This window comes from Leptolyngbya boryana PCC 6306 (genome assembly GCF_000353285.1).
In the GTDB taxonomy this organism is placed as follows: Bacteria; Cyanobacteriota; Cyanobacteriia; order Leptolyngbyales; family Leptolyngbyaceae; genus Leptolyngbya; species Leptolyngbya boryana.
The window spans coordinates 273,601-297,407 of record NZ_KB731326.1 but is presented as its reverse complement, the minus strand read 5'-3'; the positions used below and the strand labels follow the sequence as shown (position 1 = coordinate 297,407).

At 46.7% G+C, this 23,807-nt stretch carries 23 protein-coding genes; 9 read left to right on the top strand and 14 right to left on the bottom strand.

The genetic code is table 11. The features are described from left to right. Nucleotides 1-68 precede the first annotated feature (68 nt). From LEPBO_RS0134695 to LEPBO_RS40670, 8 genes are all read right to left on the bottom strand, one after another. Nucleotides 69-266: a YHS domain-containing protein gene (locus tag LEPBO_RS0134695; RefSeq protein ID WP_017292194.1), complete on the bottom strand. Its 198-nt coding sequence runs from the start codon at nt 264-266 to the stop codon at nt 69-71. A gap of 202 nt (nt 267-468) precedes the next feature. Then, nucleotides 469-1,155: a DUF305 domain-containing protein gene (locus LEPBO_RS0134690; protein ID WP_017292193.1), complete on the bottom strand. Its 687-nt coding sequence runs from the start codon at nt 1,153-1,155 to the stop codon at nt 469-471. Nucleotides 1,156-1,293: 138 nt separating this feature from the next. Beyond that, nucleotides 1,294-1,824 (bottom strand): universal stress protein, encoded by a 531-nt coding sequence (locus tag LEPBO_RS39490; protein ID WP_017292192.1) that lies wholly within the window; start codon nt 1,822-1,824, stop codon nt 1,294-1,296. A gap of 137 nt (nt 1,825-1,961) precedes the next feature. Beyond that, nucleotides 1,962-4,349: a response regulator gene (locus tag LEPBO_RS0134680; RefSeq protein ID WP_017292191.1), complete on the bottom strand. Its 2,388-nt coding sequence runs from the start codon at nt 4,347-4,349 to the stop codon at nt 1,962-1,964. Between the two features lie 225 nt (nt 4,350-4,574). Then, nucleotides 4,575-5,981: a two-component system sensor histidine kinase RppB gene (gene rppB, locus LEPBO_RS0134675; RefSeq protein ID WP_017292190.1), complete on the bottom strand. Its 1,407-nt coding sequence runs from the start codon at nt 5,979-5,981 to the stop codon at nt 4,575-4,577. 222 nt (nt 5,982-6,203) lie between these two features. Next, nucleotides 6,204-6,347: a hypothetical protein gene (locus LEPBO_RS43210; protein ID WP_154660853.1), complete on the bottom strand. Its 144-nt coding sequence runs from the start codon at nt 6,345-6,347 to the stop codon at nt 6,204-6,206. 103 nt (nt 6,348-6,450) lie between these two features. Then, nucleotides 6,451-7,803: a glutathione-disulfide reductase gene (gene gorA / locus LEPBO_RS0134665; RefSeq protein WP_017292188.1), complete on the bottom strand. Its 1,353-nt coding sequence runs from the start codon at nt 7,801-7,803 to the stop codon at nt 6,451-6,453. 193 nt (nt 7,804-7,996) lie between these two features. Further along, the gene (locus LEPBO_RS40670) at nt 7,997-9,217 is read right to left on the bottom strand and encodes a DUF305 domain-containing protein (RefSeq protein ID WP_017292187.1); all 1,221 of its coding nucleotides are present in this window, start codon (nt 9,215-9,217) and stop codon (nt 7,997-7,999) included. Nucleotides 9,218-9,727: 510 nt separating this feature from the next. On the opposite strand from LEPBO_RS40670, the gene LEPBO_RS45190 reads away from it, so the two are divergent. From LEPBO_RS45190 to LEPBO_RS42045, 3 genes are all read left to right on the top strand, one after another. Then, complete coding sequence (locus LEPBO_RS45190; RefSeq protein WP_017292186.1) at nt 9,728-9,946, top strand: hypothetical protein; 219 nt, start codon at nt 9,728-9,730, stop codon at nt 9,944-9,946. 18 nt (nt 9,947-9,964) lie between these two features. Further along, on the top strand, nt 9,965-10,297 hold the full coding sequence (locus LEPBO_RS0134650) for a four-helix bundle copper-binding protein (protein WP_017292185.1): 333 nt from the start codon (nt 9,965-9,967) through the stop codon (nt 10,295-10,297). Nucleotides 10,298-10,688: 391 nt separating this feature from the next. Further along, nucleotides 10,689-11,569 (top strand): IS630 family transposase gene (locus LEPBO_RS42045; protein ID WP_144056475.1). Its coding sequence is split into 2 segments (ribosomal slippage): nt 10,689-11,012 and nt 11,015-11,569, totalling 879 coding nucleotides; the frame shifts between segments, so codons are not numbered across the junction. Between the two features lie 69 nt (nt 11,570-11,638). Here LEPBO_RS42045 and LEPBO_RS0134635 read toward each other — a convergent pair. The 3 genes from LEPBO_RS0134635 to LEPBO_RS44710 all read right to left on the bottom strand — a co-directional run bounded on the left by LEPBO_RS0134635 (nt 11,639) and on the right by LEPBO_RS44710 (nt 15,160). Beyond that, entirely contained in the window at nt 11,639-12,466 is an 828-nt protein-coding gene (locus LEPBO_RS0134635) for a MauE/DoxX family redox-associated membrane protein (RefSeq protein ID WP_017292183.1), read from the bottom strand. 408 nt (nt 12,467-12,874) lie between these two features. After that, nucleotides 12,875-14,113, bottom strand: coding sequence for a multicopper oxidase family protein (locus LEPBO_RS44715; protein WP_199326376.1), 1,239 nt, complete (start codon nt 14,111-14,113; stop codon nt 12,875-12,877). Nucleotides 14,114-14,164: 51 nt separating this feature from the next. Then, the gene (locus tag LEPBO_RS44710; protein ID WP_017292181.1) at nt 14,165-15,160 is read right to left on the bottom strand and encodes a DUF4396 domain-containing protein; all 996 of its coding nucleotides are present in this window, start codon (nt 15,158-15,160) and stop codon (nt 14,165-14,167) included. A 323-nt stretch (nt 15,161-15,483) separates the two neighbouring features. Between LEPBO_RS44710 and LEPBO_RS41465 the strand changes: the two genes are divergently transcribed. The 5 genes from LEPBO_RS41465 to LEPBO_RS0134600 all read left to right on the top strand — a co-directional run bounded on the left by LEPBO_RS41465 (nt 15,484) and on the right by LEPBO_RS0134600 (nt 19,514). Continuing rightward, nucleotides 15,484-15,837, top strand: coding sequence for a four-helix bundle copper-binding protein (locus LEPBO_RS41465; RefSeq protein WP_071596270.1), 354 nt, complete (start codon nt 15,484-15,486; stop codon nt 15,835-15,837). A 151-nt stretch (nt 15,838-15,988) separates the two neighbouring features. Further along, complete coding sequence (locus tag LEPBO_RS0134615) at nt 15,989-16,183, top strand: heavy-metal-associated domain-containing protein (protein WP_026149145.1); 195 nt, start codon at nt 15,989-15,991, stop codon at nt 16,181-16,183. 26 nt (nt 16,184-16,209) lie between these two features. Next, nucleotides 16,210-18,516, top strand: a complete 2,307-nt coding sequence (locus LEPBO_RS0134610) for a heavy metal translocating P-type ATPase (protein ID WP_017292178.1) — start codon at nt 16,210-16,212, stop codon at nt 18,514-18,516. 9 nt (nt 18,517-18,525) lie between these two features. After that, nucleotides 18,526-19,098, top strand: a complete 573-nt coding sequence (locus LEPBO_RS0134605; protein ID WP_017292177.1) for a cupredoxin domain-containing protein — start codon at nt 18,526-18,528, stop codon at nt 19,096-19,098. Between the two features lie 2 nt (nt 19,099-19,100). Continuing rightward, nucleotides 19,101-19,514 carry a heavy metal-responsive transcriptional regulator gene (locus tag LEPBO_RS0134600; protein WP_017292176.1) on the top strand — a complete coding sequence of 138 codons (414 nt, stop codon included), beginning with the start codon at nt 19,101-19,103 and terminating at the stop codon, nt 19,512-19,514. Between the two features lie 46 nt (nt 19,515-19,560). Here LEPBO_RS0134600 and LEPBO_RS0134595 read toward each other — a convergent pair whose 3' ends face one another. Then, entirely contained in the window at nt 19,561-20,217 is a 657-nt protein-coding gene (locus LEPBO_RS0134595) for a class I SAM-dependent methyltransferase (RefSeq protein ID WP_017292175.1), read from the bottom strand. Nucleotides 20,218-20,329: 112 nt separating this feature from the next. Further along, nucleotides 20,330-21,436, bottom strand: a complete 1,107-nt coding sequence (locus LEPBO_RS0134590; protein WP_017292174.1) for a precorrin-8X methylmutase — start codon at nt 21,434-21,436, stop codon at nt 20,330-20,332. An 85-nt stretch (nt 21,437-21,521) separates the two neighbouring features. Here LEPBO_RS0134590 and LEPBO_RS0134585 point away from each other — a divergent pair, with 85 nt between their 5' ends. Then, nucleotides 21,522-23,441 (top strand): heavy metal translocating P-type ATPase, encoded by a 1,920-nt coding sequence (locus tag LEPBO_RS0134585; protein ID WP_017292173.1) that lies wholly within the window; start codon nt 21,522-21,524, stop codon nt 23,439-23,441. 8 nt (nt 23,442-23,449) lie between these two features. On the opposite strand, the gene LEPBO_RS0134580 is transcribed toward LEPBO_RS0134585, so the two are convergent. Continuing rightward, complete coding sequence (locus tag LEPBO_RS0134580; protein ID WP_026149142.1) at nt 23,450-23,779, bottom strand: ArsR/SmtB family transcription factor; 330 nt, start codon at nt 23,777-23,779, stop codon at nt 23,450-23,452. Nucleotides 23,780-23,807: the final 28 nt, after the last annotated feature.

The following is a 23,807-nucleotide window of genomic DNA, read 5'->3' as shown; positions in this document are numbered from 1 at the left end:
GAACACGAAGCTTAGGGTTAAAGTAGAAAGGGTTAGAAATCAAAGCAACAGGAAGGCGATCGAGCGTCTCATTCGCCGGATTCAGCTTCTTCCTTGAGTTGTGCGGCAAAAATGTTCTGACAGTGAGGGCTACAAAAATAGTAGGTTTGTCCCTCATACTCACCTTTGATGGCAGTTGCTTTCTGAACTGTCATGCCACAGATTGGATCAACCGCCGTCTTCTCGTTATCTTGTTTTCCTCCAGAAAGCCCAGAAATTCCAGACATAATTCATCTCCTACATTGTTTGTACTCTTTTTCAAATGTGTCTCTGTTTATCGAAGGTATCTGCCGTTGTGAGTGTAGGGGTCGGGATGCGAGTTAACTCGTTTAGGGGGTTGAGGGTCAATTATGTTCACCACAGCGACACCAAGCAACACGCCAAAACTGGCAGCAACAATCCCCAGAATTAGCTTTGTCCACATCACGCTTACCTTGTTTGAGATTGGCGACTAGCATTGGGATACCAAGCTTGATACCACTGGCGCATTTGATTGATTTCAGCCGTTTGGCTTTGAATGATTGATTGAGCCAGACTTCTCAGTTCAGGGCGATTTGTCCCGTTGAGCAACATTTGAGACATCATCACTGCCATTTGGTGATGCGGAATCATCTCGCGGATAAATGCTTGATCAAAGTCAGGGGCAGTTCTCAGCGTCTCCAACTGCATCTCAGTGTCCGCCATCATGCCTGAGTGCGTAGACATATTTCCCATGCCTTGTCCGTGCCCCATCATGCCCATATTTCCCATCGACATTTTAGGGACTTCGGTTCCATACCATTGCTTGTACCACGTCCGCATTTGCTGAATTTCACGGGTCTGATCTTGCTTGATCGTTTCAGCCAACCTCTTGATGTCTGGGCGCTTGGCACGAGTCAAGGCTAAATCTGCCATTGCGATCGCGCTTTCATGATGCGGGATCATCATCTGAATAAAATGCTGATCCATCTGCCCCATCATCACCCGTGGCTGAGAAGGATTCGTGCGCGTAGCAGGACGTTGAGCAAGCATCGAGTTTTGGGGATCGGCTTGTGCGTTACTCATGATGACAAGTCCAACAATCGCACTACTCGCTAATAACCCTGCTAGACCATAAGTTAATGTTTTCCGACTCATAATTTCTCTCCTTTCCTTCAAGTAGAAGGGGATGAAGACAACAGGCGTGAATTGAAGAGATAGCATCCTAATGTCTTTTATCAATACGCTAAACCTTACAGTTCACTAGAGGGACAAGTCTTTGCAATCAATCTTTACTTAGGGAGATAGCTCTGCGGCTTGAAGCAGTTCTGCGTGAACATTTTTCTGCACAATAGATTGCACCGTTAGAACATTACAGGGCGCATGATGAATCACATAGTTACTCACACTACCCAACACTAACTCTCGCAAGATTGATAATCTCCGCCGTCCAATCACCACTAAATCAGCGCCCCACTCCCGTGCATTCGCACAAATGCAAGCACCAGGACCGCCCAAACACTGAATGTATTCGGTTGGAACTCCGGCTGCGGTTGCAGTGGTTGTTCGCGATTTCAACATCTCAATCCCCTGGTGTTCATAGGCTCGCCATTGCTGGTCAAATTGCTTTATCGCTGAGTCCATTCCCTCCGAGTTATAGTTCAAACTCGTATGTCCAACCACGATCGGATAGTCTTCTTCCTCAAATGATAGAACGTGCAGTAACAGCAAGCTGGCGTGATCCGATTTCGCCAAATCTAGAGCCGCTTGGAACACCTGATTACTAACTTCTGACTTATCTAAAGCCACCAGAATTTTTTGAAACATAGGCTCAACCTCTTCTGAGAGAGCGCTGAATTTCCTTACACTCCTGAAGATAGTGAGAAAATCCGAGAAAGTTATGAGGAACTTGGCAAAACCGCATTCGGTGCAATAACTTGTTACAGAAACAAGTAGCGTTTGCGTCAGGTTGAATGAATGGTTCCGGGAGTGCCAGCCGAAAAAATACAGTCACAGCCTGCCAATTTGGACTGATGGAGAGCAGTTTGCGCCGCACGATTCAAAGCGTCCAAGTCATCTCCATCGTCGGGGTATTGGGCAACACCAGCACTAAATGTCACTCGAAATGGACTGCCGTTGCTAGATGTGAATAAATGTTGCCGAAGCGTTTTCAATACTTCAGAAAGCTGCTCGATTCCTTGAGCTTTTGTCACGCCATAAAGCACAATCACAAACTCTCCGCTTCCCCAACGGGCAACGACCGATCGCTGATGAAACGTTTGTCGAAGCATCTGCCCCAATTGGCGCAAGACAGCATCGCCAGCCATCTGACTGTAGACATCGTTCACTTGCTTGAAGCGATCGAGATCTAGAATCGCGAAACACAACGGTTGCTGATTCTGATTTGCCAGCCGCAGAAATCCCTGAATGGCTCGGATGGATTGTGGACGATTTGCAACCCAAGTTAGCGGGTCAATTTCTGCCCGACTTTGCAACAGCTTGATTCGCTCCAACCGCTTGATAATGCGGGTCACGAGTTCTGCACCCTCGATTGGTTTACTGACAAAATCATCCGCTCCTACAGCAAGGACTTGATTCACTGTAGTAGTGTCAGTATGAGCAGTTAAGAAAATGACGGGCAAGCCACTCCAGTCTGGGTCATTCCGAACCGTTCGACACAAATCAATCCCGCTAATATTCGGCATTCGGACATCTAGAATTAACAAGTCTGGATGGGCTGCTTCTAATGTTTGCCAAAAGCGTTCTGGCTCACTCAATGTCAGGACTCGAAATCCCCACGGCTCCAGGAATGTTTGTAGTGCAACCAAAATTTGAGGATCATCATCGACCGCCAAGACTGTGATTCTCGCAGATCCCGGCAGTGTTGCTCGTTGAAATGCATCAATTCGCTGCACCTCAATGGCAGTTTCTAAAACCTGTGCTGGTGTCGTTGGCTTATGCAGAAACGCTTTAGCGCCCAACCGTGCTGCGTCTAATCGATCGGTCAGTTGATGGTGTGCTGTCCATACCAAAACTGGGATTGAAGGGGATTGACGGCTTAATTCAGCCAGCCACGCCAAACTCTCTTGAATCGATTGTGACACGGTTGGATCAAGGACAATCACAGCGGGAGCATCTTGCTCCACCAGGGTTTGAGCTACCGTTAAATTGCTTGCGATCGCTCCTCGGAATCCCCAATTTCCAGCTTCATGAACGACTTGTTCTGCTGCGATTGGATCGCGATCGACAATCAGTAGCAAAGGGCAATTTTCTTCGCGTTCTAACCCGGAATCCTCTGAGTCGCTTTCCTCTCTTGGTGTATTAATTTCTTGACGCAAGGCTGCAACTAATTGACACAGGCAAGCAATCTCGTTCTGCTGAAGCGATGCTCCGACTTGCAGCATTTGCTCAATTTGTTGGGCGAGCCGAGATCCTTCTGAAAATCCAAAGGTTCCGAGAGCGCCAAACAAGGTATGTGCTTCTCCAACCGCCTGCTGTTGTAACGTTTCGTCCAGGGATTGGTTTGCGATCGCTTTTGTCGCTCGATCCAACAGCGCCAGTTGTTCTTCGACCTTTCCTCGAAACCGATTCCAAACCTGGGTCAGTGATGCCAGCATTTGTTGAGGAGTCCCTGGGGACGAACTCAGTTCACCTTCCAACGCTTGAAACGCTGGCTGATTCTTCAGCGGGTTAAGACGGTATCCAATCCCATAGACGGTTTCAATGAAATCATTCGCTGCGCCTGCATTTTTCAGCTTTTGTCGTAATCCGCGAATATGCGCTCGAATGGCATCGTCGCTAGGTGCTTCTCCAGCCGTCCATAAATGATCCAAGATAACGTTGTAGCTAAATACTCGCTGTGGGTTGCGGAGAAATAATTCTAGCAGCGCATATTCTTTAGGAGTCAGTAGTAAAGCGCGACCTGCGTAACCCACTTCTCCTGTTGCAGGACTGAAGCGTAAGTCACCCCATGTCAGAACTGGCGATGCAACATTTCCCCGGCGCAATAATGCCCGAATCCGCGCCAAAAGTTCCTCTGGATTAAACGGTTTAACAAGGTAGTCATCGGCTCCGGCATCGAGTCCTGCTGCTTTGTCTTGGCTAGTATCACAACCTGTTAACAGGAGAATGGGCATCTTGTACCCTCGCGATCGCAGCCGACGACAAAGGCTGATTCCATCTAAGCGAGGCAATAAAACATCTAGCATCAATAAGTCATACTCATATACCTCAACGAGTTGCCAAGCGGTTTCTCCATCCGGGGCAATTTCAACAATATAATTTTGACTAGTCAGCAATAGACTCAGGGAACTAGCAACCGCTTGATCATCTTCTACAATTAAGATTTTCATGGCTGACCCTAGAAAATAGAAAGGATTGTTCTTTCTAAGAAAAAACGGCTCTCATTTCCAAGCTCTCACAAGAAAATGAAATCAGCATGAAATAGCTAATTCAAGAAATAAATCGGAACAAATCAGAGAAAGCTAAGGATTTTAATTTCATCTTAATTTCTATAGTTGACGAGTAGAATTATTGGTGAGAATCCAAGCAAGGTTTGTCATTACTTTGTCTGGATCTCACACCATTTTCGAGCCTGTGGTTTTCCATCTGAAAGTTACAGGCTTTTTATTGCTGGATGGGTGATGTGGGTTTTGCAGTGGAAGGCGAACGGTGAATGTGCTACCTTTACCGACGGTACTTTCCACTTCAATTTTGCCGTTGTGAGCTTTTGCGATCGCTTGAGCAATTGCCAGTCCTAAGCCTGATCCACCCGTCTGCCGAGAGCGATCGCTGTTGACTCGATAAAACCGATCAAAAATTCGAGCTTGATCCTTGGGCGCAATCCCAATTCCCGTATCGCGAATTTGAATCACAGCCTGATGCTCATCTTTCTCTAAGGTCACAATCACTTGACCGCCAGGAGGAGTATAGTGCAAGGCATTTGTGATTAAATTTGAAAATAAACGAATCAGTTGATTCTCATCGCCCATCACATAAAGTTGTTCTGAAACTCGAATTTGAACACTCAATTGAATCGGGGCTGCGATATTTAATGTTGATAGATCTTCAACCAAATCACTAATGAGATCATTTAAACAACACAAGCGTGTTTGAGAAAATAGTGTTTTTTGATTCATTCGAGAAAGTAGCAACAAGTCTTGAACGAGTTGGGCTAATCGATCTGACTGACGATTCAAGATTGATAGCAAATTTTGCGTTTCTTGTTCTGATATCGGTTGGCTATCTTGAGCCGTCTCAACGGTGGCTCGCAGCGTTGCGATCGGGGTTCGTAGTTCGTGGGCAGCATCAGCAGTAAACTGCTGCATTCTTGCATACGAATCATACACAGGCTTCATTGCCAGTCCCGCTAACCACCAGCTTGCGATCGCAATGATCAAAACAACTCCTGGAAACCCAAAGAGAAATAAGATCCGAAGCATCGCTAAGTGTTCGTCGTATTCCCGCAGCGATCGTCCAATTTGCAGATAACCCCACGGCTGTCCTGTCGAGGTTTTTAGCGTTAATGAATACTGATGATAGCGTTGTGATTCGCGATCGCGAATCACTTGCCAAGTTTGAATATTTCCTGGCAAATTGGATTGAGCTGGAGATGCTCCAGCCGTTGCTAATAAACGACCCGACAGATCAAGAAAACGAATATAGTAACCGCCATTCTGAACAATACCGAGAATGTGGCGATCGCCATCGGAAGCCGTTGAGCAAGCTGTATCAACTTGACACAACCCAGGTAGGACTTGTTCAACCATTGGCTCTAATTTTCCGGGTTGTTTCAGCTTTGGCTCTAAACTGTCATGAAGCGTTCCAGAAATAGACTCTAGCTCTCGATCGACGGCTTGCCAATGAGCATATGCCACCATCTGATACGTCATAAAGCTAGAAGTACCCAAAATTAAGCCTAGAATGACAGCATACCAGCCTGCCATTTTTGCGCGAGTCCGGTTAAATAAGCTACTGTGGCGCATGAGGCAAATTTAGGCAATAGCCCACTCCATGGACGGTTTCAATCAGAGTGAAGGAAATAGCTGAAGCAGTGGAATAACACCGACTTCGAGACCGAACACTCGAATCATTGCATTATTATACCGTTATGACCCAAGTGTTAGTGCGATAGTTCCATGATTGTTGCACTAAATGATGCCAACGATCGGCATCAGTATAATTTGCCTTCAAGCTAAATGAGTAATTCAGCGATCGCTCTGCGTGAAAGACTTGCTAAGCCAATAAAGCGCCGTGATGTAAGTGGCATCCGCGATCAAAGCTAGTCCACAGAATCGCCATGTTTGAGCAGCAGATTGACTAGACGGTGCATAAGCGAACATCTGTAGCATTTTCCAAACAAAGCTTAGGTGGAAATGCGGCTCCGAGGGGCAGCAACAAAAGCTCTTAGAACGTAGTTGGGTCATAAGCATTACTCACGGTTCGGTCAATCTGCTACAACTTTTCACGCATTGTGAAAAACTCCTCCCCTAGCGAAGGATGAATCCCGATCGCTTGATCAAAATGCTTTTTGGTGACTCCAGCTTTCATCGCAGGCGCAATCATTTGAATAATCTCACTCGCATACTCACCCACCATATGAGCGCCTAAAATCCGGTCAGTCTGCTGATCGACCACAAGTTTGAGCAATGCTTCCTGCTTCGATTCTCCAATTAGATTAAACAGCGGTTGAAACGTTTTGCGGTAACATCGAACCGCATCTCCAAACTTCTCGCGGGCTTGTGTTTCGCTAAGTCCGATCGTTGCTGCTTCGGGTTTTGTCGAAACAACAGCAGGAATATTCTCATAGTTCACAGCACAAAGCTGATCACCAAATTCTGTATCAGCAAATGCCCGACCGGACGCGATTGCAGCGGGAGTCCAATGAGGACGAAGCGTACAATCTCCGATTGCGAAAATGTTTGGTTGCGAAGTGCGGCTGTACTCATCAACTGCGATCGCACCTTGATCAAGGTCAACATTGATTTGCTCTAGATTCAATCCATCCAAATTCGGGGTACGATTCTCAATCCAAGCAACCGTTGTTGTAGAAATTTCATCTACGGCTTCACTAGAAACACTAATTTTGATGCAGGACTGTTCGCGCTCAAGTTGTTGTACTTGCGATCGACACAAGATTTGAACTCCAAGCTGGGAAAGTTGAGTTTGAATAGTCGAGCGCAAATCATCGTCATAGCCTGGAAGAATTTGAGTTTCTGGCGTAATCAGCGTGACTTTAGGGATCAAAGCGTTCATGATACCTGCGGCTTTCACAGCGATATGATTGCTGCCTACGATCGCTAGATGATCCGGTCGAGCATTCAGTTCTAACAGTTCGCGAGTTGTGATTGCATTCTCAATTCCAGGAAGATTCGGTTTAACCGCCCTTCCACCCACCGCAATCAGAATCTTATTTGCTGTAACTCGACGATCGCCAATTTCTAACGTATAAGCATCTAAAAAACGAGCTTGTCCATTGATCAGTTCCGCCTTTGCTTTCTTTAAATGCTCGATGTGAACTTGGCTTAGATGCTCAATGTGCTGCTCTTTGGCTTTCATAAACTGAGACCAATCGAACTGGGTGGAGACGTTACCCCAACCATAGTCGTCAGCATTCTGAAAGAATTGCAAAAAGCTGGCAGCATAGGTCATCAGTTTTTCAGGAATGCAGCCATGAACCACACAGGTTCCACCCACTTGATCGCATTCCACGATCGCAACCTTAGCGCCATAGCTGGCGGCTCGCTCTGATGCCGCTAGGCCACCCGGACCCGCTCCAATCACAATTAAGTCATAGTCATAATTCATAGAATTCAATCATGAAGAGAACAATCGTTACTAATCTTCAGTTTCTAACATCAGCATGAAACGCAGATGAAATGGCTCTGTATCCATAGGACGAGATTGAAAGATTCCAGCAAAGTAAAATGAACTTTAACGCAAGCATTAGAAACTAATACCTGCGTTAAAGCTAGATCAGCAGAGACTGCAAGATGATTGTTTAGGCAGAGACAAGTTTGAAGTTATCTAGCAGCACGGCAGAGTCAAACAACGGATCGCCAACATTCGCAACGCCAATTCCTAACGTATAGGTACCAGATTGGGTGATTCCAGCCGAGAAGGTTTCATACCCGGTTTCATTCGAGAACATGGTTCTCGAAGAGTTAGAAGCTGAGTTAGGATCGGCTGCGGTGAGTGCTAACGGTTCGAGCGTGACGAAAAGGAAATCTTTGCTGGGATCAACCAGGGTTGAATCTAACTCATTGGTCAGGAAATTCCAATCAAACGACACAGTGTCTCCTGCTTTTGCATCAAAGGTAAGTTTGATTGCGGAGCCTTGATCAATGTTGCCGTCGCCAAGATTATTCAACACGTTTGAATCTACGCCTAGAAACGATGCGAGTTCTGAAGGAGAAGCGGTTTCTCGCTCAGTGGTCAGCAGTGCCTGAAAGATGCCGTCAGTTGGGAAGACTCCGTAATCTAAAGGTTGAATTTCAGCTTTTCCAACTGTTGACCAACCTGTGAAATCCCCGTTCTCAAAACTACCGTTCGGAATCGAGGAATCGTTGTAGTTTTCTAATCCACCCATTGCGGGCATCATCATGTCCACCGAGGTTTGATAGCGATCGCGTAACCACTGCCGCATCTGATCGGATTCACTCTGCTGAGTTGAAGCAATGTTACTACACAGATCTTTTAACTCGGCGTGTCCTGCCCGTTCAGTACAAGGAACTGCATCACTGATGCCCGCCTCATGGTGCATGGTCATTTGACGCATAAAGTCGATTTCAAACTCGGCACCTTCCATACGAGACATTTCTCGGATCATGCGTTCTTCGCCAAAGTTGAGATCAGGACTGTAGTTGAAACCGTACCAATCTCTGAGCCAAGTCTGCATTTGCGATCGCTCTTCCGTTTGGGTATCAACAATCCCTTGCGCGAGGGATCTCAAATCGTCATTCACTGCCTTATCGACTGCGAGTTCCGCCATCTCGATCGCCATTGTGTGATGATCGATCGTCTCTTGCAAGTAGCGCACATCAAACCGGGCTGCTGAATCGTTTGGTGCAACTGTTGAGGCAGCGCGAACATCAGACGAAGCGAGTGACGGTAATCGTAATCCTGAATCCACGGTTGTGAGGGAATCAGTGGTTAGAGGACTGACGATCGAGGAAGAAGTCGAAACGAGATCAGTAGTCAAAGGTGAACGACTTTGAAACATGAGTTTTTCCTGAAGTGTTAAAACGATAAAGTCTGAGAAGCATTCTTCGCCTCGTAAAAAACAGTTGCTATATCCATGAAGCAGTGAATGACTTTGCTACCGTGACAACTTGCGTGTCATCCTGATAACGTACTATCTTTACTACTTTTAGCTCACCGCTGCTATCGTAGCTGTCGCTTTCAAAGCATTCAATCCAGCACGTAAACATGAAATAGACATGAAATGAATGCCTATTAGAAGTTAGAAATTTCCCTATACCAGAAGAATGATGCGATTGAAACCTGCTTTTCCTACGGTTATGTCTGAGAGATGACTCTCGGACAATTTAACCCTGAAGAACCTTATGACTGTTCAACAACTGACTTTCAGCCAAACCAGCCCAGATATGCTGAAGTGCATTCAAGATTGCCTTGACTGCCACAGCATTTGTCTCAACACAGCAACCTACTGTTTACAAAAAGGTTACAAAAAGGTGGACATCACGCAGAACCCTCGCACATCAAGATTCTGATGGATTGCGCTCAAATCTGCCAAACTGCCGCAGACTTTATGTTGAGAGGATCAGAGTTTCATCGTGAAGTGTGTGGGACGTGCGCTGATGTCAATGAGCGTTGTGCAGATGATTGCGATCGTCATAGCGACAATGGCAGTGATGCCCAAATGAAAGCTTGTGCAGAAACCTGCCGTCGTTGTCTAGAATCTTGTCGCAAAATGGCAGAGATGGCTTAATCATGGAGTAAAAGAACAATGCCCCATCAAGACTATCAATCAATTTTGGATGCCGCGATTCACTGTGCTTACGAATGTGAACACTGTGCAAATGCTTGTTTAGGTTCAATGCCCGACTGTGCGAGAGTTTGTACAGACTGCGCTCAAATCTGTTGGGCTTCAGCTTCCTATATGAGCCGTGGATCTCGCTTCATTCCTCAAGTTGTTCGCGCTTGCATCGAAATTTGTGATGCTTGTGCGACGGAGTGTGAAAAGTACCCAGACAATCCTCATTGTCAAAAGTGCGCCCAAGCTTGCCGCCAAGCTTCTGCGGAGTACAAGAAAGTGGCAAGTGTTGCAGGAATTGCATAGCATATTTTCCAAACTGTCCTACTCAAAAAGGTTGCCTTTCGCTGATAGATAGGCAACCTTTTTCTTAATACAGATTCATCTCAAGATACGATAGGGATGCTAGAAGAAAAAATTACTGAGCAAGGCGCGATTTTCAGATCATGGGCAATTTCTCCAGTTGAGTTCCGAATCGTGAATGCTAGTTCTACGGGTTCACCTGCTTGAATGCGGATAGGCTTAGAATTCAAATTCAACGTGATAAGTGGTAGCTGAATCTGCGATCGTCGTATTGTCGTGTACTGTCACAACTCTAATCCTCCGACAATGGCTTTATAGCGGTCGTCATTAGGTTAGCGGTATCAAAAGGAAGCCCTTGGGCACTCTAGGACAGTTGAGCTGCCATATCCTTCCAATGCCGAAAGCTTATAGTCAAGATTTGCGAGAAAAAGCGGTTGTTGCTGTGGATCGCGGTGTACCCAAAAGCGAGGTGATCACAATGTTCAACATCAGCTGCGATAGTTTGGATCGGTGGCTCAAACGCCGCTCGGTTGGTGATCTTGCCGCAAGCCAAGGGTATCAACGGGGGCACAGTCATCGGATTGTGGACTGGGAGCGGTTTCGGGCATTTGTTCAACAACACGGCGACAAGACGCAAGCAGAACTCGCCGAATTGTGGCACGAGCCAGTCAGTGCTCGTACCATCTCACGAGCCTTGGCGAAGATTGGATTTACGCGGAAAAAAAGACTTACGGCTATCGGGAACGCGATGAAGTAAAGCGCTCAGAATTTCTCGCACAGATTGCGACCATTGAGCCATCCCGTCGGGTCTATGTCGATGAAGCGGGCATGGATCAACGCGATGACTATGGCTACGGTTGGTGTGAAGCGGGAACGCGATTTGAAGCCCTCAAATCAGGACGACGGGGCGGACGCATTAACATGATTGCGGCTTACTGTGAGCGACAACTCCAAGCGCCGTTCACCGTCGAAGGCTCGTGTAATCGAACCATCTTTGAAACCTGGCTCGAAACCTGCTTAGTTCCCCAACTTCAGCCAAACCAAGTCGTGATTCTCGATAACGCGACGTTTCATCATGGTGGACGGGTGGCTGAAATTATTCAAGCGGCAGGTTGCCATCTGCTTTATCTGCCGCCCTATTCTCCCGACTTCAATCGCATTGAGAAGTGTTGGGCGTGGCTCAAAAGTCGCATTCGCAAACGGTTAGACAAAGCTCCATCCTTAAGCGATGCAATCGAAGCTGTTCTCAAAGATGCAACGGCTTCCATTGCATAACTATCGCTGCCGCAAGCTTACGGGCAACCGCTATAATTTCCTGAAATCTCTTTGATCAGACAATGAAGCTCACTGTGCTTGATTCGGCTTACTGTCTTGCACCTGCACAAGGGAGGGCGGCAGTGCTTCTAAGGCTCTCATCGGCTGAATATTTGCCTCTGACAATGAAGTGAAGGTCAACATTCCCCCCATCACCGCCATGATTGCGTTCTCAGCAAAGCTTACGACACCCAACGGTGCTTTGGAATTACCACCTACACAAGCACAATTCAACGCCAGCTTATCAATGTAGACCGCTTTGAACACTGAAACTGCTCCACTGACTCCGACAACCAATGATCCAATGCCAGTTGCTAATGGTGCAATACCAGACAGAAATCCAAGCCCGATCAACAACTCAGCAAACGGGTAGATCCTTCCATAAGGCTTAAAGCGCTTAGTGACGAGATCATACTTCTCGAAACTCTCAGCAAACGAATTCAGATCCATCAGCTTAAGAGAAGCTAGCATCGAGAGCGAAAATCCCATGAAGCCAGGAATGCCAAGTGATGTCGCCAGTGCCATTAATCCAGCCGTTGAGAAGACTGCGGCGACTGGTGTGTAGGAATATTCGGCTTTTTCAGCTTCGACTTTCAGCCGTTCCGCGAGATCGGTATAGCCTCCGATTCGTTCTGAACCAAAGAAAATTTGAGGTGTTGTTGCAACCTCATGTTTTGCTTTAAATCGATCGACTTCTTCACGCGATCGAAGTTTCACATCCTCAAATTCGATGCCTTGCTCTTGAAGCAGCTTGATTGCCCGAAGTCCCCAAGGGCATTCATGCTCAGGCATTGACATCCGATAAACCTTAACGTTTTTTGCGTTCGTTTCCGTTGTTTTACTGTTCAGCATCGTCATGATAAACCTCTCAAAAGCAGTTAGGGATTAGCATCGAAAGCTTGGAGAATCATCTCAGTTCTGCAAGTTCAGACAGCACCTTCGAGCAGCGCACACTTGCAGTAGGATTCTTTTCTCAACTGCTCATCACTGTAAAGTATTCAGTCAACGGGAGAGTCAAGCAGTTTTGCAAAAAGTTTTGAGGAAGTAGGCAATCACCTTTTCTTGTAACCTTCTCAGCACTTTTAAGCGCATTCTTACAGAATCTCGATCGAAATTAGAGGCTGCTAGTCTGACACAGTACATCAAAATGAAACTGAAGTGAAATACTGCTCTGCTCAAAGATAGAAACCCTCAATCCGTCCTACTGAAAAAGGTTGCCTTTCATAAATCGATAGGCAACCTTTTCTCAAAAGAATGGAATTCGCTTTAGGTAACGTTGATCAACATCGTTAGTCCTCCTGCACCTTGCACTTCAACATTGTCATTCGTGGCATGGTGAGCAATGTGACAATGTAGTAACCACTTTCCTTTCTCCCGTGCTGTCCAAATTACGTCATAACGCTCACCCGGAGCGACATTGATTGTGTCTTTCTCGATCTGGGCAGCGACAGGAACCGGATTTCCATCGGTTGCAACAATTTTGAAAGGTCCGCCGTGGATGTGCATGGGATGAATGAAGGCATTGTTTGAACCGATGAAACGGAAGCGAATCTTTTCGCCAACTTTAGCATTCACAGTTTCAGTAGAAGGATAGGCTTTGCCGTTGATGGTGAAGAAGTTGGGTAATAAACCTTCCATTGGCATTGAGGGGAAAGTGTAACCTTGTTTCACCGTCCATTCTTGCAGTTGCACAGTTACATCCTGATCGAACGCAGGAGTATTGGCTTTATTTTTCGGTTCAACAATCAATGCGCCATACATTCCTAGCGTTTGTTGTCGATCGACATCTTTGTGCGAATGGTAAAAGTAAGTACCTGATTGTTTTACCGTAAACTCATAGGTGTAGCTTTCACCGGGCGCGATCGGTTTCTGAGTGACATCAGCAGGACCATCCATATTATTTGGCAAAATCATGCCGTGCCAGTGAACGGTAGTCGGCTCAGGCAGGTTGTTCTTGACGATCATCCGAATACGATCGCCTTCTGTCACTTGAATTCGCGGTCCAGGAACTTGGCGATTAAACGCATAGGCAGCCACTTGCGTTCCGGGGAGAATGTTCCAATTAATTAAAGAGACATCTAGATTAAAGACCTTGAAACCCTTTTCTACCTTGGGTTCTAGAATTTGATTGCCCCGTGCATCCGCAGGAGCAGTGTAGGCAATTTTAGTTAAATCGACTGCTGCCATATCTTCCATCGCTTCCATACTCGTATCGGCAGTCATGATCATTCCCGGCGGCATCACCAGTCCGTTCATTTGAGAAACGCTACTCATGAGTGCAGTGGGCAGTGATGCAACTGGCGCGGGAGCAGTTGTGCCTTTCATGTTCATTCCCGGCATCGATCCATTACTTTGGTTCATTCCTGGCATTGCAGTCTGAGGCATATTTTTGCTGCTCATGCTGAAGTTGCCATAGAGAGCCGCGATCAGAACGCCGATCGCAAGTGCTAACAACGTTAAAAGCATGACAGCGAAAATCTGCGCTCTTGTCGCTTTTGGCTTCATGCTCATCTCCCTATGCGAACTTGCAGATTGCTGATTTGAGTGAGCCTTCATTTATTTTCGCTCCGTATTAGAGATGTCAGGCTGCGATGCTTGGTCAGGATAGTTGTTGGTAGAGGTGTTAGATGTGAGTTGTTCACCAGAAATTGCAGCAATCCGCTGTCGTTCAGCAGTGAGGCTGTGACCGCCTTTACCCAAAGCTCTAATGGTTCCCATGCCATGTTTTAGACCAACAGCAACCAGCCACATATTGACCGGAAAAGCGACCACCAAACCAACTAATGTTGCAAGTGACATTACACCCCAGAAGCGAAGAGATGTTGCTTCCATTGCCTGCATATCACGACTCATCAGAATTACCATCACAGGGATCATGCCTGCCATGACCGCATTCATCGAAAGCCATTCAGGAATAAAAGACCGTCGAACGGCTTTTAGATACGAACCACCGAGCATATCTTTCATAAACAAGGATTGAAAGATCAATAGCCCAAATGCAAAGCCAAAGACATACTCAGAAATGACATCCAGCCACATCGGTAGTCCTAAAACTGCTGTGATAGCCGCCGCGACAATAATCCCTGTTGCATCTCCCGCCATACAGTGAATTGTTGATCCGAGTGTTTGCTTCCATAAGGGTTTAACAAACTCTTCGTGTTCTCCGGGGGCTGGTTCTTGGCAAGACAAGATGTATAGGGCAGCCCCAACGATTCCAGTGTAGAGTGTCACTAATATCCATCCCCACTTCATAATTGTGAGTTCAGGATTGCGGGTAAGGGCATCCCAAGCAACGTAAATAACCGCGATCGCGCTTAGACTAAACCAAACCAGCAAAACTTGATCGATCAGCATTGTGCTTTGAGGCTGTGGTGCGATCGCGGGTGACATTTCAGGCATATTCATTCCAGGCATACTGGAATCTGTTGGAGATTGAGCAATGAAGCGATGAAGGCTGGGTAAGCTTTGAGTTGATCCCAGTTTGGGAGTGAGAAAGACAACTACAATCGTTGCTGTGAATAAAACTATCCACAAAGCGAGTTTAGAGCGCATATCTACATTGCTGAGGTGAGAATTGAGATTCAGCAGCAAAAACGATTTTTTATTACTGAGCAAAAGACTGCTAACTAATATCTTGATACAAAAAGATGAAATGAGTATGAAGTGTTTTAATTGAATCAGAATTCTTTCATTCTATTTAAGTTCATACCAGGCGAAAATGAAATCAGCATGAAATGGAATTCCATCAATAGTGTTGATTTTTTATAGAAAATTGTACTTCAGACGCTAGAGGCGACTGGAATCAGTAACCTCCTACCGTGAAAGCCAAGGACTAAATCGTAGTTCTTTGAACTTTACATTTTAGGAGTTTCATCATGACTGCAACCCAATCTCATCAATCTCAACTCGATGCTTGTATCGAAGCTTGTCTGGACTGTTTGCGAGAGTGCGAAACCTGTGCAACTGCTTGCCTTGATAGCGATATGGTACAAATGATGGCGCAGTGCATTAAGACCTGCCGCGACTGTGCCGACACTTGCGATATTTGCGCTCGGTTTATGGCACGTAATTCTGATCTTCATGCTCAACTCTGTGGCGTTTGTGCTGAAGCTTGCGATCGCTGTGCTGCCGAATGTGAAAAACACGATCATGACCACTGTAAGCGATGCGCCGAAGCTTGTCGTCGTTGTGCTGAATCCTGTCGCCAGATGGCTACAGCAATGGCTTAATCAACGGGTTCGATCAAGGCTGTCTCTTCAATTAGGAGACAGCCTCTTCTCATTCTATGGAGGGATTTTGAAGCAACCGCTTGACTCTCCAGCCTACTAGAGGGTTCAACATAGAGACAGTTCAACTTCTCGCTTCAAGGAAGCTTCAATTATGTCCCTTCAATTTACCGTCCCGAATATGGCTTGTTCTGCTTGCAGTGAAACGATTACCAGTGCAATTAAAGCGATCGATCCCACTGCAACCGTGAGCGCTGACCCGAAAACTAAGCAAGTCAACGTTGAAACCCAAGCTTCAGAAAACCGCGTTAAAGAAGCGGTAACAAATGTAGGCTATACCGTCGCGTAGGTTCATTTCTCGTTTCTTCTTAAATCATGGAAACCAATACGCTCAAATTGCAGGGCATGAGTTGTGCATCCTGTGCCCGCAGTGTCGAAGATGCGATTCGATCAGTTCCCGGTGTGGCGGATGTTAGCGTCAACTTTGGAGCCGAACAAGCCACGCTGCAATATGATCCCAAGCGCACGAATCTAGAGCAGATTCAAAGCGCGATCGTCGATGCTGGATACAGTTCCTATTCCTTACAAGACCAAGAATTCATCACGGATGAAACCGAGGCTGAAAAAACCGCCCGATTGCGAGAATTTCGGCATCTCAGAACAAAAGTGATTGTTGCAGGCATCATCAGCGCTGTTTTGGTCATTGGATCATTACCGATGATGTTAGGATTGCCGATTCCATTCATTCCCGCATGGCTGCACAATCCTTGGTTGCAATTGATTCTCTCCACTCCGATTTTGTTTTGGGCGGGACGAGAGTTCTTCGTCAATGCTTGGAAAGCCTTAAAGCGTCATACGGCAACGATGGATACGTTAGTGGCGCTCGGTACGGGAGCCGCTTACCTATATTCGCTGATCGCAACGCTGATTCCGAACTTTTTTCTGTCGCAAGGACTGAACCCGGATGTTTACTATGAAGCAGCGAATGTGATCATCACGCTGATTTTGCTCGGTCGGTTGCTCGAAATGCGGGCGCGGGGGCAAACTTCTGATGCGATTCGCAAGCTGATTGGATTGCAGGCGCGAGATGCTCGGATCATTCGGAATGGACAGGAACTTGAAGTTCCGATTCAAGATGTCCGCATTGGTGACATTGTGATCGTGCGTCCGGGTGAGAAAATTCCGGTTGATGGTGAAGTTGTCGAGGGCAGTTCGCAGATCGATGAATCGATGGTGACAGGTGAAAGCGTCCCGACGAAAAAGCAACCCGGTGATGAAGTGATTGGAGCCACAATCAACAAAACGGGAAGCTTCAGATTTCGAGCGACTCGCGTGGGGAAAGATACGGTTCTCGCTCAGATTGTTCAACTTGTACAACAAGCACAGGGGTCAAAAGCGCCGATTCAGCGACTAGCCGATCAAGTTACTGGATGGTTTGTTCCGGTAGTGATTGCTATTGCGATCGCAACCTTCCTGATCTGGTTTAACGTGATGGGTAACGTGACGCTTGCTCTTATTACCACTGTTGGCGTATTAATCATTGCTTGCCCCTGTGCATTAGGACTTGCCACTCCGACTTCGGTGATGGTTGGCACTGGCAAAGGTGCAGAGAACGGCATCTTGATCAAAGGAGCCGAAAGCTTAGAACTGGCACATCAGATTGAAACGATCGTGCTCGATAAAACTGGAACCCTGACCGAAGGCAAGCCCACAGTCACCGACTTTATTCCCACAGTTGGAACTGCAAATGAACTGAAGCTATTAAAGTTGGCGGCATCAGTCGAGCGCAATTCTGAGCATCCTTTAGCTGAAGCAGTTGTTCGATACGCTCAGTCCCAAGAAGTCACCTTAGAAACGGCTCAGAATTTTGAAGCGGTTGCTGGAAGTGGTGTTGAAGGGAAAGTAAATAACCACCTAGTTCAAATCGGCACACAACGCTGGCTAAATGAATTAGGAATTGATACCACTCTAGTGCAAGCGGAAAAAGCCCGATTAGAGTCATTGGGTAAAACAGTGATTCTAATTGTGATCGATCACCAACTTCAAGGCTTAATGGGCATCTCTGACGCGCTTAAACCGTCCTCGGCTCAGGCAGTCCGCGCTCTACAACGATTAGGGCTTGAAGTCGTGATGCTTACTGGAGATAACCAACAGACTGCAAACGCGATCGCTCAAGAAGTTGGAATTCAAACCGTGATTGCTGAAGTTCGACCCGACCAAAAAGCCGCTGTAATTTCAGCGATCCAAAGTGGTCAAATCGGCAAGCAATCGACGACTCAAACAAAGTCACGACGACACGCAAAATCAAAAATTGTCGCAATGGTCGGAGATGGAATTAATGATGCACCTGCATTGGCTCAAGCAGATGTCGGAATTGCGATCGGAACTGGAACCGATGTGGCGATCGCGGCAAGTGACATCACGCTGATTTCTGGGGATCTGCAAAGCATCGTGACCGCGATTCAACTAAGCCGCGCTACCATTCGCAACATTCGGCAAAATCTGTTCTTTGCATTTATCTACAACACAGTCGGCATTCCGATCGCGGCTGGTATTCTCTTCCCGATCTTTGGCTGGTTGCTGAATCCCATCATTGCAGGTGGTGCAATGGCGCTCAGTTCCGTCTCTGTGCTGACGAATGCACTGCGTCTGCGAAACTTCAAACCGAGAGCAACAGCATAAGGAGGAATCATGATCCAAAAACATTGGATGATTGGAAGTTTAGCGGGATTTGGACTGATGCTGGGTGTTTCTGGTGCATCAATCGCACAAATGCCGCATGACGAAATGCAACCGTCTGGAACTGAACAAACAACGAGCTTCCGCCGGATTGATCAACCAAATTGGTTGAAAGGTGCTGTCACGGCAGGCGGTATCGGGCTTATTGGAGTTGAACTGTGGTGGTTTTTGTTCAGTAAATCTAAGTCGCGTAAAGCGGACAGCAATCAAGGAATGCAAGAAGCAACGATTACCGTTGATGGCGGCTACGAGCCTAATCGAGTCGTTGTTACGGTAGGGCAACCTGTACGATTGAGCTTCGATCGACGTGATCCCTCTAGCTGTCTTGAAGCCGTGCGAATCCCTGACTTTCACATTGCCAAAGACTTGCCCCTGAATCAAGTCACAGAGATCGAGTTTACGCCAACTCAACCTGGAGAGTATCAATTCACTTGTGGCATGAATATGTTTAGAGGTGTGATTGAGGTGCAAGCAACAGATCATTCAGTAGAAACAACTCAAAATCTAGTTTCACAAAGGGGATAAACATGATTGTTCAGGAGGAGCCGAGATTGATTGGTTCTGTCGCTAAAGAAAGCGGTATCCCGATTAAAACGATTCGCTACTATGAGGAGCTAGGGTTACTGAAGACGGCAGGTAGAACTGAGGGTGGTTATCGATTGTTCAATGCAGACGTGTTTGCCCGATTAAATTTCATCAAGCGTGCCCAAAACTTGGGGATGAGTTTGTCAGAAATTCGGGAGTTCTTGAATATTCACGACCAAGGTGATTTACCTTGTGATCATGTACAAGAGACGCTGAGAGATAAGCTTATAGATATCGATCGACAAATTCAGCAACTGCAAATTCTCAAGCAGGAATTGAAACGACTCCTTGCCGAAGAAGATGTCTTATCTGAGAACTCTACAGCAATCATTTGCCCCATCATTGAGCAAGGATAATCACCAGTTTGCCAAGCATCAACCTTCTGAGCTTAAAGATTGAAACTTAAGGTAGTCTCTCTTCTAGTTTCATCTCACTGCGCTCAACTATCGCAGTGACAACCATCAATCCCCAGACAACTCCAAATCGAACTTTTCTTGCATGGTGAATTTTGAAGCCTGCATCAGTCAGTAAATTATGCAATTCCTTCTGTGTATAGCATTGACGATGAGCAGGATCAAAAATCTTGAGTAAAATATCACAGATTCGACACAAGAAATAATCTTTACACCAATCTAGAATCACAACCTTTCCATCAAGGTTAAGAACTCGTTTTATCTCGATGAGGGCTGCCTGTGGTTGATCGAAATAGTGGAATGCACTGTCAGAAACAATCACGTCAAAATGACAATCTGAAAATGGTAATGCCAATACGGATGCAGAATGAAATGAAGCATTTGGATAAACACTGCAATTTTGTTGAGCGATCGCTAGCATATTCTCCGATATGTCCACACCAGTAACTTTCTGCCTAGGGTTTTCTGCTAAGACCATTTGTTCAAATTTGCCAGTCCCACAGGCGACATCTAGTACGTTTGCCTGTGGTGGAATCTCTGCCCAAGTTTTGAGAAAGGATAGTGTATCTGTGACGTATTTGCTCCAGCGCTGATCATAGCTAGCTGCGATTTGATCATACTGCTGACGAACTTCAGATTCGCTCATGAAGGATTTTCCTAAAAGAAGATCAGAAGGGTTTGCGATCGCTATATCAACGATAGCTGGCTCAGTGGCCTAAGTAATGGTTGTGAGTAGAAGTTGAAAAGATTGGCTTTCTTTACCGTGAGGACAAGTAACAGTGACAATCTGGCTTCTCAAGCAGAGACTCCACAAGCGCATTCAATGCCACGGCTGCTAACAGACCGCCGCCTGATGTTCCTTCGATCGTAATATAAGGAACGCTTGTTTTCATCAGCCGTCGCTTAGCCGCAGGTGCGTGACTAAACCCAATCGGCATTCCAATGACTAATGCAGGCTGAATTTGTCCCTGTTCAATCAAAGTGCAAACTGACATCAACACTGAAGGCGCGTAGCCAACTACTAAGATGCAGCCTTTTGGAAGGTGCTGTAAGCAATCTTTCCAATGCTCGTTGTTCCAAAATGCTTGTTCTGCTTCTGCGGCACTATTGATATGTAAATCAGCAATCAACGTCTCAACCGAACAGTTCAGATGTGCGAGACGAGTTTGATCGAGAGCAGAAACAACAGGTAAGATATCGCCGACGATCGTACATCCAGCTTTGAGGGCATCACGAGCGGCAGCGATCGCATCTCGGCTCCGCCGAACAAACTGCACCAAGCTAACATCACCGCAAGCTAGAACCAGTTTCGAGAGTAAATCTACCTCAATTTCAGAGCGATCAGACAAATCAGGCAGTAACCGCTGTAAGGATTCTCCAAAAGCTTCAGGGTGCGTTGTCGTTTCGCTATCTAAGCGATGCCACAGTTGATCCAGAGTTCCAAATCCGCTTTGATTTTCAGCGTCTAATAATCGCAGTTGGGCAAGAGCTTCGGCTTGAATCGTTTGACAATCCTGATCGCGCCCCAATACACTCTCTAATGCTGCTGCGGTCTGGCGTAATCGCGCTAACTGCTGCACGATCGTTTGATACTGCTGTTGCAGTTGGGCAGCGATCGTTTGCTCAGTGTCCATTTGGCTCTGGAGCAACTGCTGAATGTGAGCAAGCTGAAATCCTTGCTGTTTGAGCGCAACGATTTGTTTTAATTGCTGCACATCGCGATCGCGATAAAGACGATAGTTACTCGCGGAGCGCTCCGGCTGCGGCAGCAATCCGAGGGTGTGATAGTGCCGCACCATTCGCGGCGTAATGCCACCCCCGACGGCTTCGGTTAATTCTTTAATCGTCAAATTTCGCATTTTCATCCGTTTATTCTAATCCCGAAGCTTGACATTAACACTAATGTCAAGGTTTAGCATGAAAGCGTGATGTTGTCTCTACCGCTTACCCATGTCTTCCCTTACTGTTTCTCGCTTTCCTGCACTCCTGAAAGAGCATCCTGACGCAGTTGCCGCGATCGTGTGCGGCATTCTGGTCTTCTTGGGCTGGATCACTTTGCAATCGGGCTGGCTGGGACTGGCGTTGCTGATTCTGCCTGCCGCTTACGTGATTGGCGGCTACGAAAGCGCCCGCGAAGGGTTAACCACCCTGTTTGAAGAAAAAGAACTCGATGTTGATCTCTTGATGATTGTGGCGGCGCTAGGAGCCGCAGCATTGGGATTATGGCGACGAGAATATGATTTCATTGTCGATGGCGCGATTCTCATCTTGATCTTTGCCATTAGTGGAGCCTTAGAAGGGTATGCGATGCAGCGCACCGAACGCAGCATCCGAGGCTTGATGAGTTTGACTTCGGATACGGCAAGGGTCTGGCGCAATGGACAAGAAAAAGAAGTTGCGGTCGCAGATTTGCAAATTGGCGACAAAGTGATCGTTAGACCCGGCGAACTGGTTCCAACCGATGGCTTGGTCATTGAAGGATTTAGCAGCCTCAATCAAGCGCCGATTACTGGGGAATCGATGCCTGTAGAGAAAACGATCGGCGATGAAGTCTTTGCGGGCACGATTAACGGCAACGGTGCATTAAAACTCAAAATTCATCAACCGCCGGAAAGTAGTTTAATTCAGCGCGTCATTCGATTGGTTGAGCAAGCCCAAATGGAAGCACCACCCTCGCAACAATTTATCGAGCGATTCGAGCGCAGCTATGCCAAGGTGATTGTCATCGTCGGCATCTTACTTATGATCGTTCCGCCTTTCCTCTGGGGTTGGAGTTGGGAAACCACAATTTACCGTGCCTTAATTTTTCTCGTCGTTGCTTCTCCCTGTGCATTGATGGCAGCAATCATGCCAACTTTGCTTTCTGGAATTGCGAACGGTGCAAGGCAAGGGATTCTATTCAAGAATGGTGCTCAGTTAGAACAGATCGGACGAGTGAGAGCGATCGCATTCGACAAAACCGGAACGCTCACCACGGGAAACCCCGAAGTGGTTCAAATCATGGCTGCGTCCCAGTCTGAACAGCAATTGCTGCAAGTTGCAGCGAGTTTAGAAAGCTTATCCGAGCATCCAATCGGGGCAGCGATCGTAAAATTTGCTCAGCAACAACAAATTGAATGGCGGTCAGCAACCAATGTTCAGGCTCATGCAGGACAAGGAATTACCGGAGAAATTAATGGACAACTGGCGATCGTTGGTAAAGCCGCGTTTGTTTGTAGTCAAGTGAACAGTTGGGCAAATACTTTGACTGCATCCGCCCAACACTTTGAAGAAACTGGAAAAACTGTGGTTTGGGCGGCTTATGCTGGAAAACCGTTAGGCATGATTGCGATCTCCGATACGGTTCGCCCGGAAGCTGCAAGCACAATCCGTCAACTGAAACAATTAGGCATTGGAGAAATCGTCATGCTAACTGGCGATAATGAACGCACGGCTCGCAGCATTGCTCGTGAACTTGGAATCGAGCAGGTGTACTCAGAACTATTGCCAGAACACAAAGTCGATGTGGTGCGATCATTACAACGGCAATATCACACGGTTGCAATGGTAGGAGATGGGATCAATGATGCCCCTGCGCTGGCACAAGCCTCCGTTGGCATCGCGATGGGAACGGCTGGAAGTGATGTGGCGCTGGAAACCGCAGACATTGTACTGATGGCAGATCGGCTGGAGCGGCTAGTGAATGCGATCCGGTTAGGGCGACGCTCTCAACAAGTCGTAAAGCAAAACATTGTCTTTGCACTAGGCTTCATTGTGCTGTTGCTCATTGCTAATTTTGTCAGCCAGATTACCTTGCCACTTGGAGTGGTTGGACACGAGGGATCGACTGTGCTAGTGACCCTGAGTGGGTTGAGGCTGTTGAAACGCTGAAGCTTCAATCAAGATAGAACTTTTCGTAATAATTCAAGTTGTTTTGGCACGATGCGGTAGTAAATCCAAGTACCGCGTCGTTCTTTTTCCAGCAATCCTGCCTCATACATTACCTTGAGATGGTGACTAATAGTCGGTTGTGATAATCCCAATGGCTCAACCAATTCACAGGCACAAACCTCTTGATTCGGCTGTGCTGCAATTAGACTTAGCATTTGCAGTCGTGCAGGTTCACCTAGCACTCGAAACATCGCCGCTAGGATGATTGCATCGTCATTTTTCAGATGCCCTGTCAGCAGCCCAGAACAACAAGAAGTAACAGCGTTAGATAACTTCATGACTTCTATATTGACATACATCAATATT

Coding starts and splice junctions, on each gene's coding strand:
- LEPBO_RS0134695 (WP_017292194.1), bottom strand. CDS start 266: ATGTCTGGAATTTCTGGGCTTTCTGGAGGAAAACAAGATAACGAGAAG.
- LEPBO_RS0134690 (WP_017292193.1), bottom strand. CDS start 1,155: ATGAGTCGGAAAACATTAACTTATGGTCTAGCAGGGTTATTAGCGAGT.
- LEPBO_RS39490 (WP_017292192.1), bottom strand. CDS start 1,824: ATGTTTCAAAAAATTCTGGTGGCTTTAGATAAGTCAGAAGTTAGTAAT.
- LEPBO_RS0134680 (WP_017292191.1), bottom strand. CDS start 4,349: ATGAAAATCTTAATTGTAGAAGATGATCAAGCGGTTGCTAGTTCCCTG.
- rppB (WP_017292190.1), bottom strand. CDS start 5,981: ATGCGCCACAGTAGCTTATTTAACCGGACTCGCGCAAAAATGGCAGGC.
- LEPBO_RS43210 (WP_154660853.1), bottom strand. CDS start 6,347: ATGCTACAGATGTTCGCTTATGCACCGTCTAGTCAATCTGCTGCTCAA.
- gorA (WP_017292188.1), bottom strand. CDS start 7,803: ATGAATTATGACTATGACTTAATTGTGATTGGAGCGGGTCCGGGTGGC.
- LEPBO_RS40670 (WP_017292187.1), bottom strand. CDS start 9,217: ATGTTTCAAAGTCGTTCACCTTTGACTACTGATCTCGTTTCGACTTCT.
- LEPBO_RS45190 (WP_017292186.1), top strand. CDS start 9,728: ATGGATTGCGCTCAAATCTGCCAAACTGCCGCAGACTTTATGTTGAGA.
- LEPBO_RS0134650 (WP_017292185.1), top strand. CDS start 9,965: ATGCCCCATCAAGACTATCAATCAATTTTGGATGCCGCGATTCACTGT.
- LEPBO_RS0134635 (WP_017292183.1), bottom strand. CDS start 12,466: ATGACGATGCTGAACAGTAAAACAACGGAAACGAACGCAAAAAACGTT.
- LEPBO_RS44715 (WP_199326376.1), bottom strand. CDS start 14,113: ATGAAGCCAAAAGCGACAAGAGCGCAGATTTTCGCTGTCATGCTTTTA.
- LEPBO_RS44710 (WP_017292181.1), bottom strand. CDS start 15,160: ATGCGCTCTAAACTCGCTTTGTGGATAGTTTTATTCACAGCAACGATT.
- LEPBO_RS41465 (WP_071596270.1), top strand. CDS start 15,484: ATGACTGCAACCCAATCTCATCAATCTCAACTCGATGCTTGTATCGAA.
- LEPBO_RS0134615 (WP_026149145.1), top strand. CDS start 15,989: ATGTCCCTTCAATTTACCGTCCCGAATATGGCTTGTTCTGCTTGCAGT.
- LEPBO_RS0134610 (WP_017292178.1), top strand. CDS start 16,210: ATGGAAACCAATACGCTCAAATTGCAGGGCATGAGTTGTGCATCCTGT.
- LEPBO_RS0134605 (WP_017292177.1), top strand. CDS start 18,526: ATGATCCAAAAACATTGGATGATTGGAAGTTTAGCGGGATTTGGACTG.
- LEPBO_RS0134600 (WP_017292176.1), top strand. CDS start 19,101: ATGATTGTTCAGGAGGAGCCGAGATTGATTGGTTCTGTCGCTAAAGAA.
- LEPBO_RS0134595 (WP_017292175.1), bottom strand. CDS start 20,217: ATGAGCGAATCTGAAGTTCGTCAGCAGTATGATCAAATCGCAGCTAGC.
- LEPBO_RS0134590 (WP_017292174.1), bottom strand. CDS start 21,436: ATGAAAATGCGAAATTTGACGATTAAAGAATTAACCGAAGCCGTCGGG.
- LEPBO_RS0134585 (WP_017292173.1), top strand. CDS start 21,522: ATGTCTTCCCTTACTGTTTCTCGCTTTCCTGCACTCCTGAAAGAGCAT.
- LEPBO_RS0134580 (WP_026149142.1), bottom strand. CDS start 23,779: ATGAAGTTATCTAACGCTGTTACTTCTTGTTGTTCTGGGCTGCTGACA.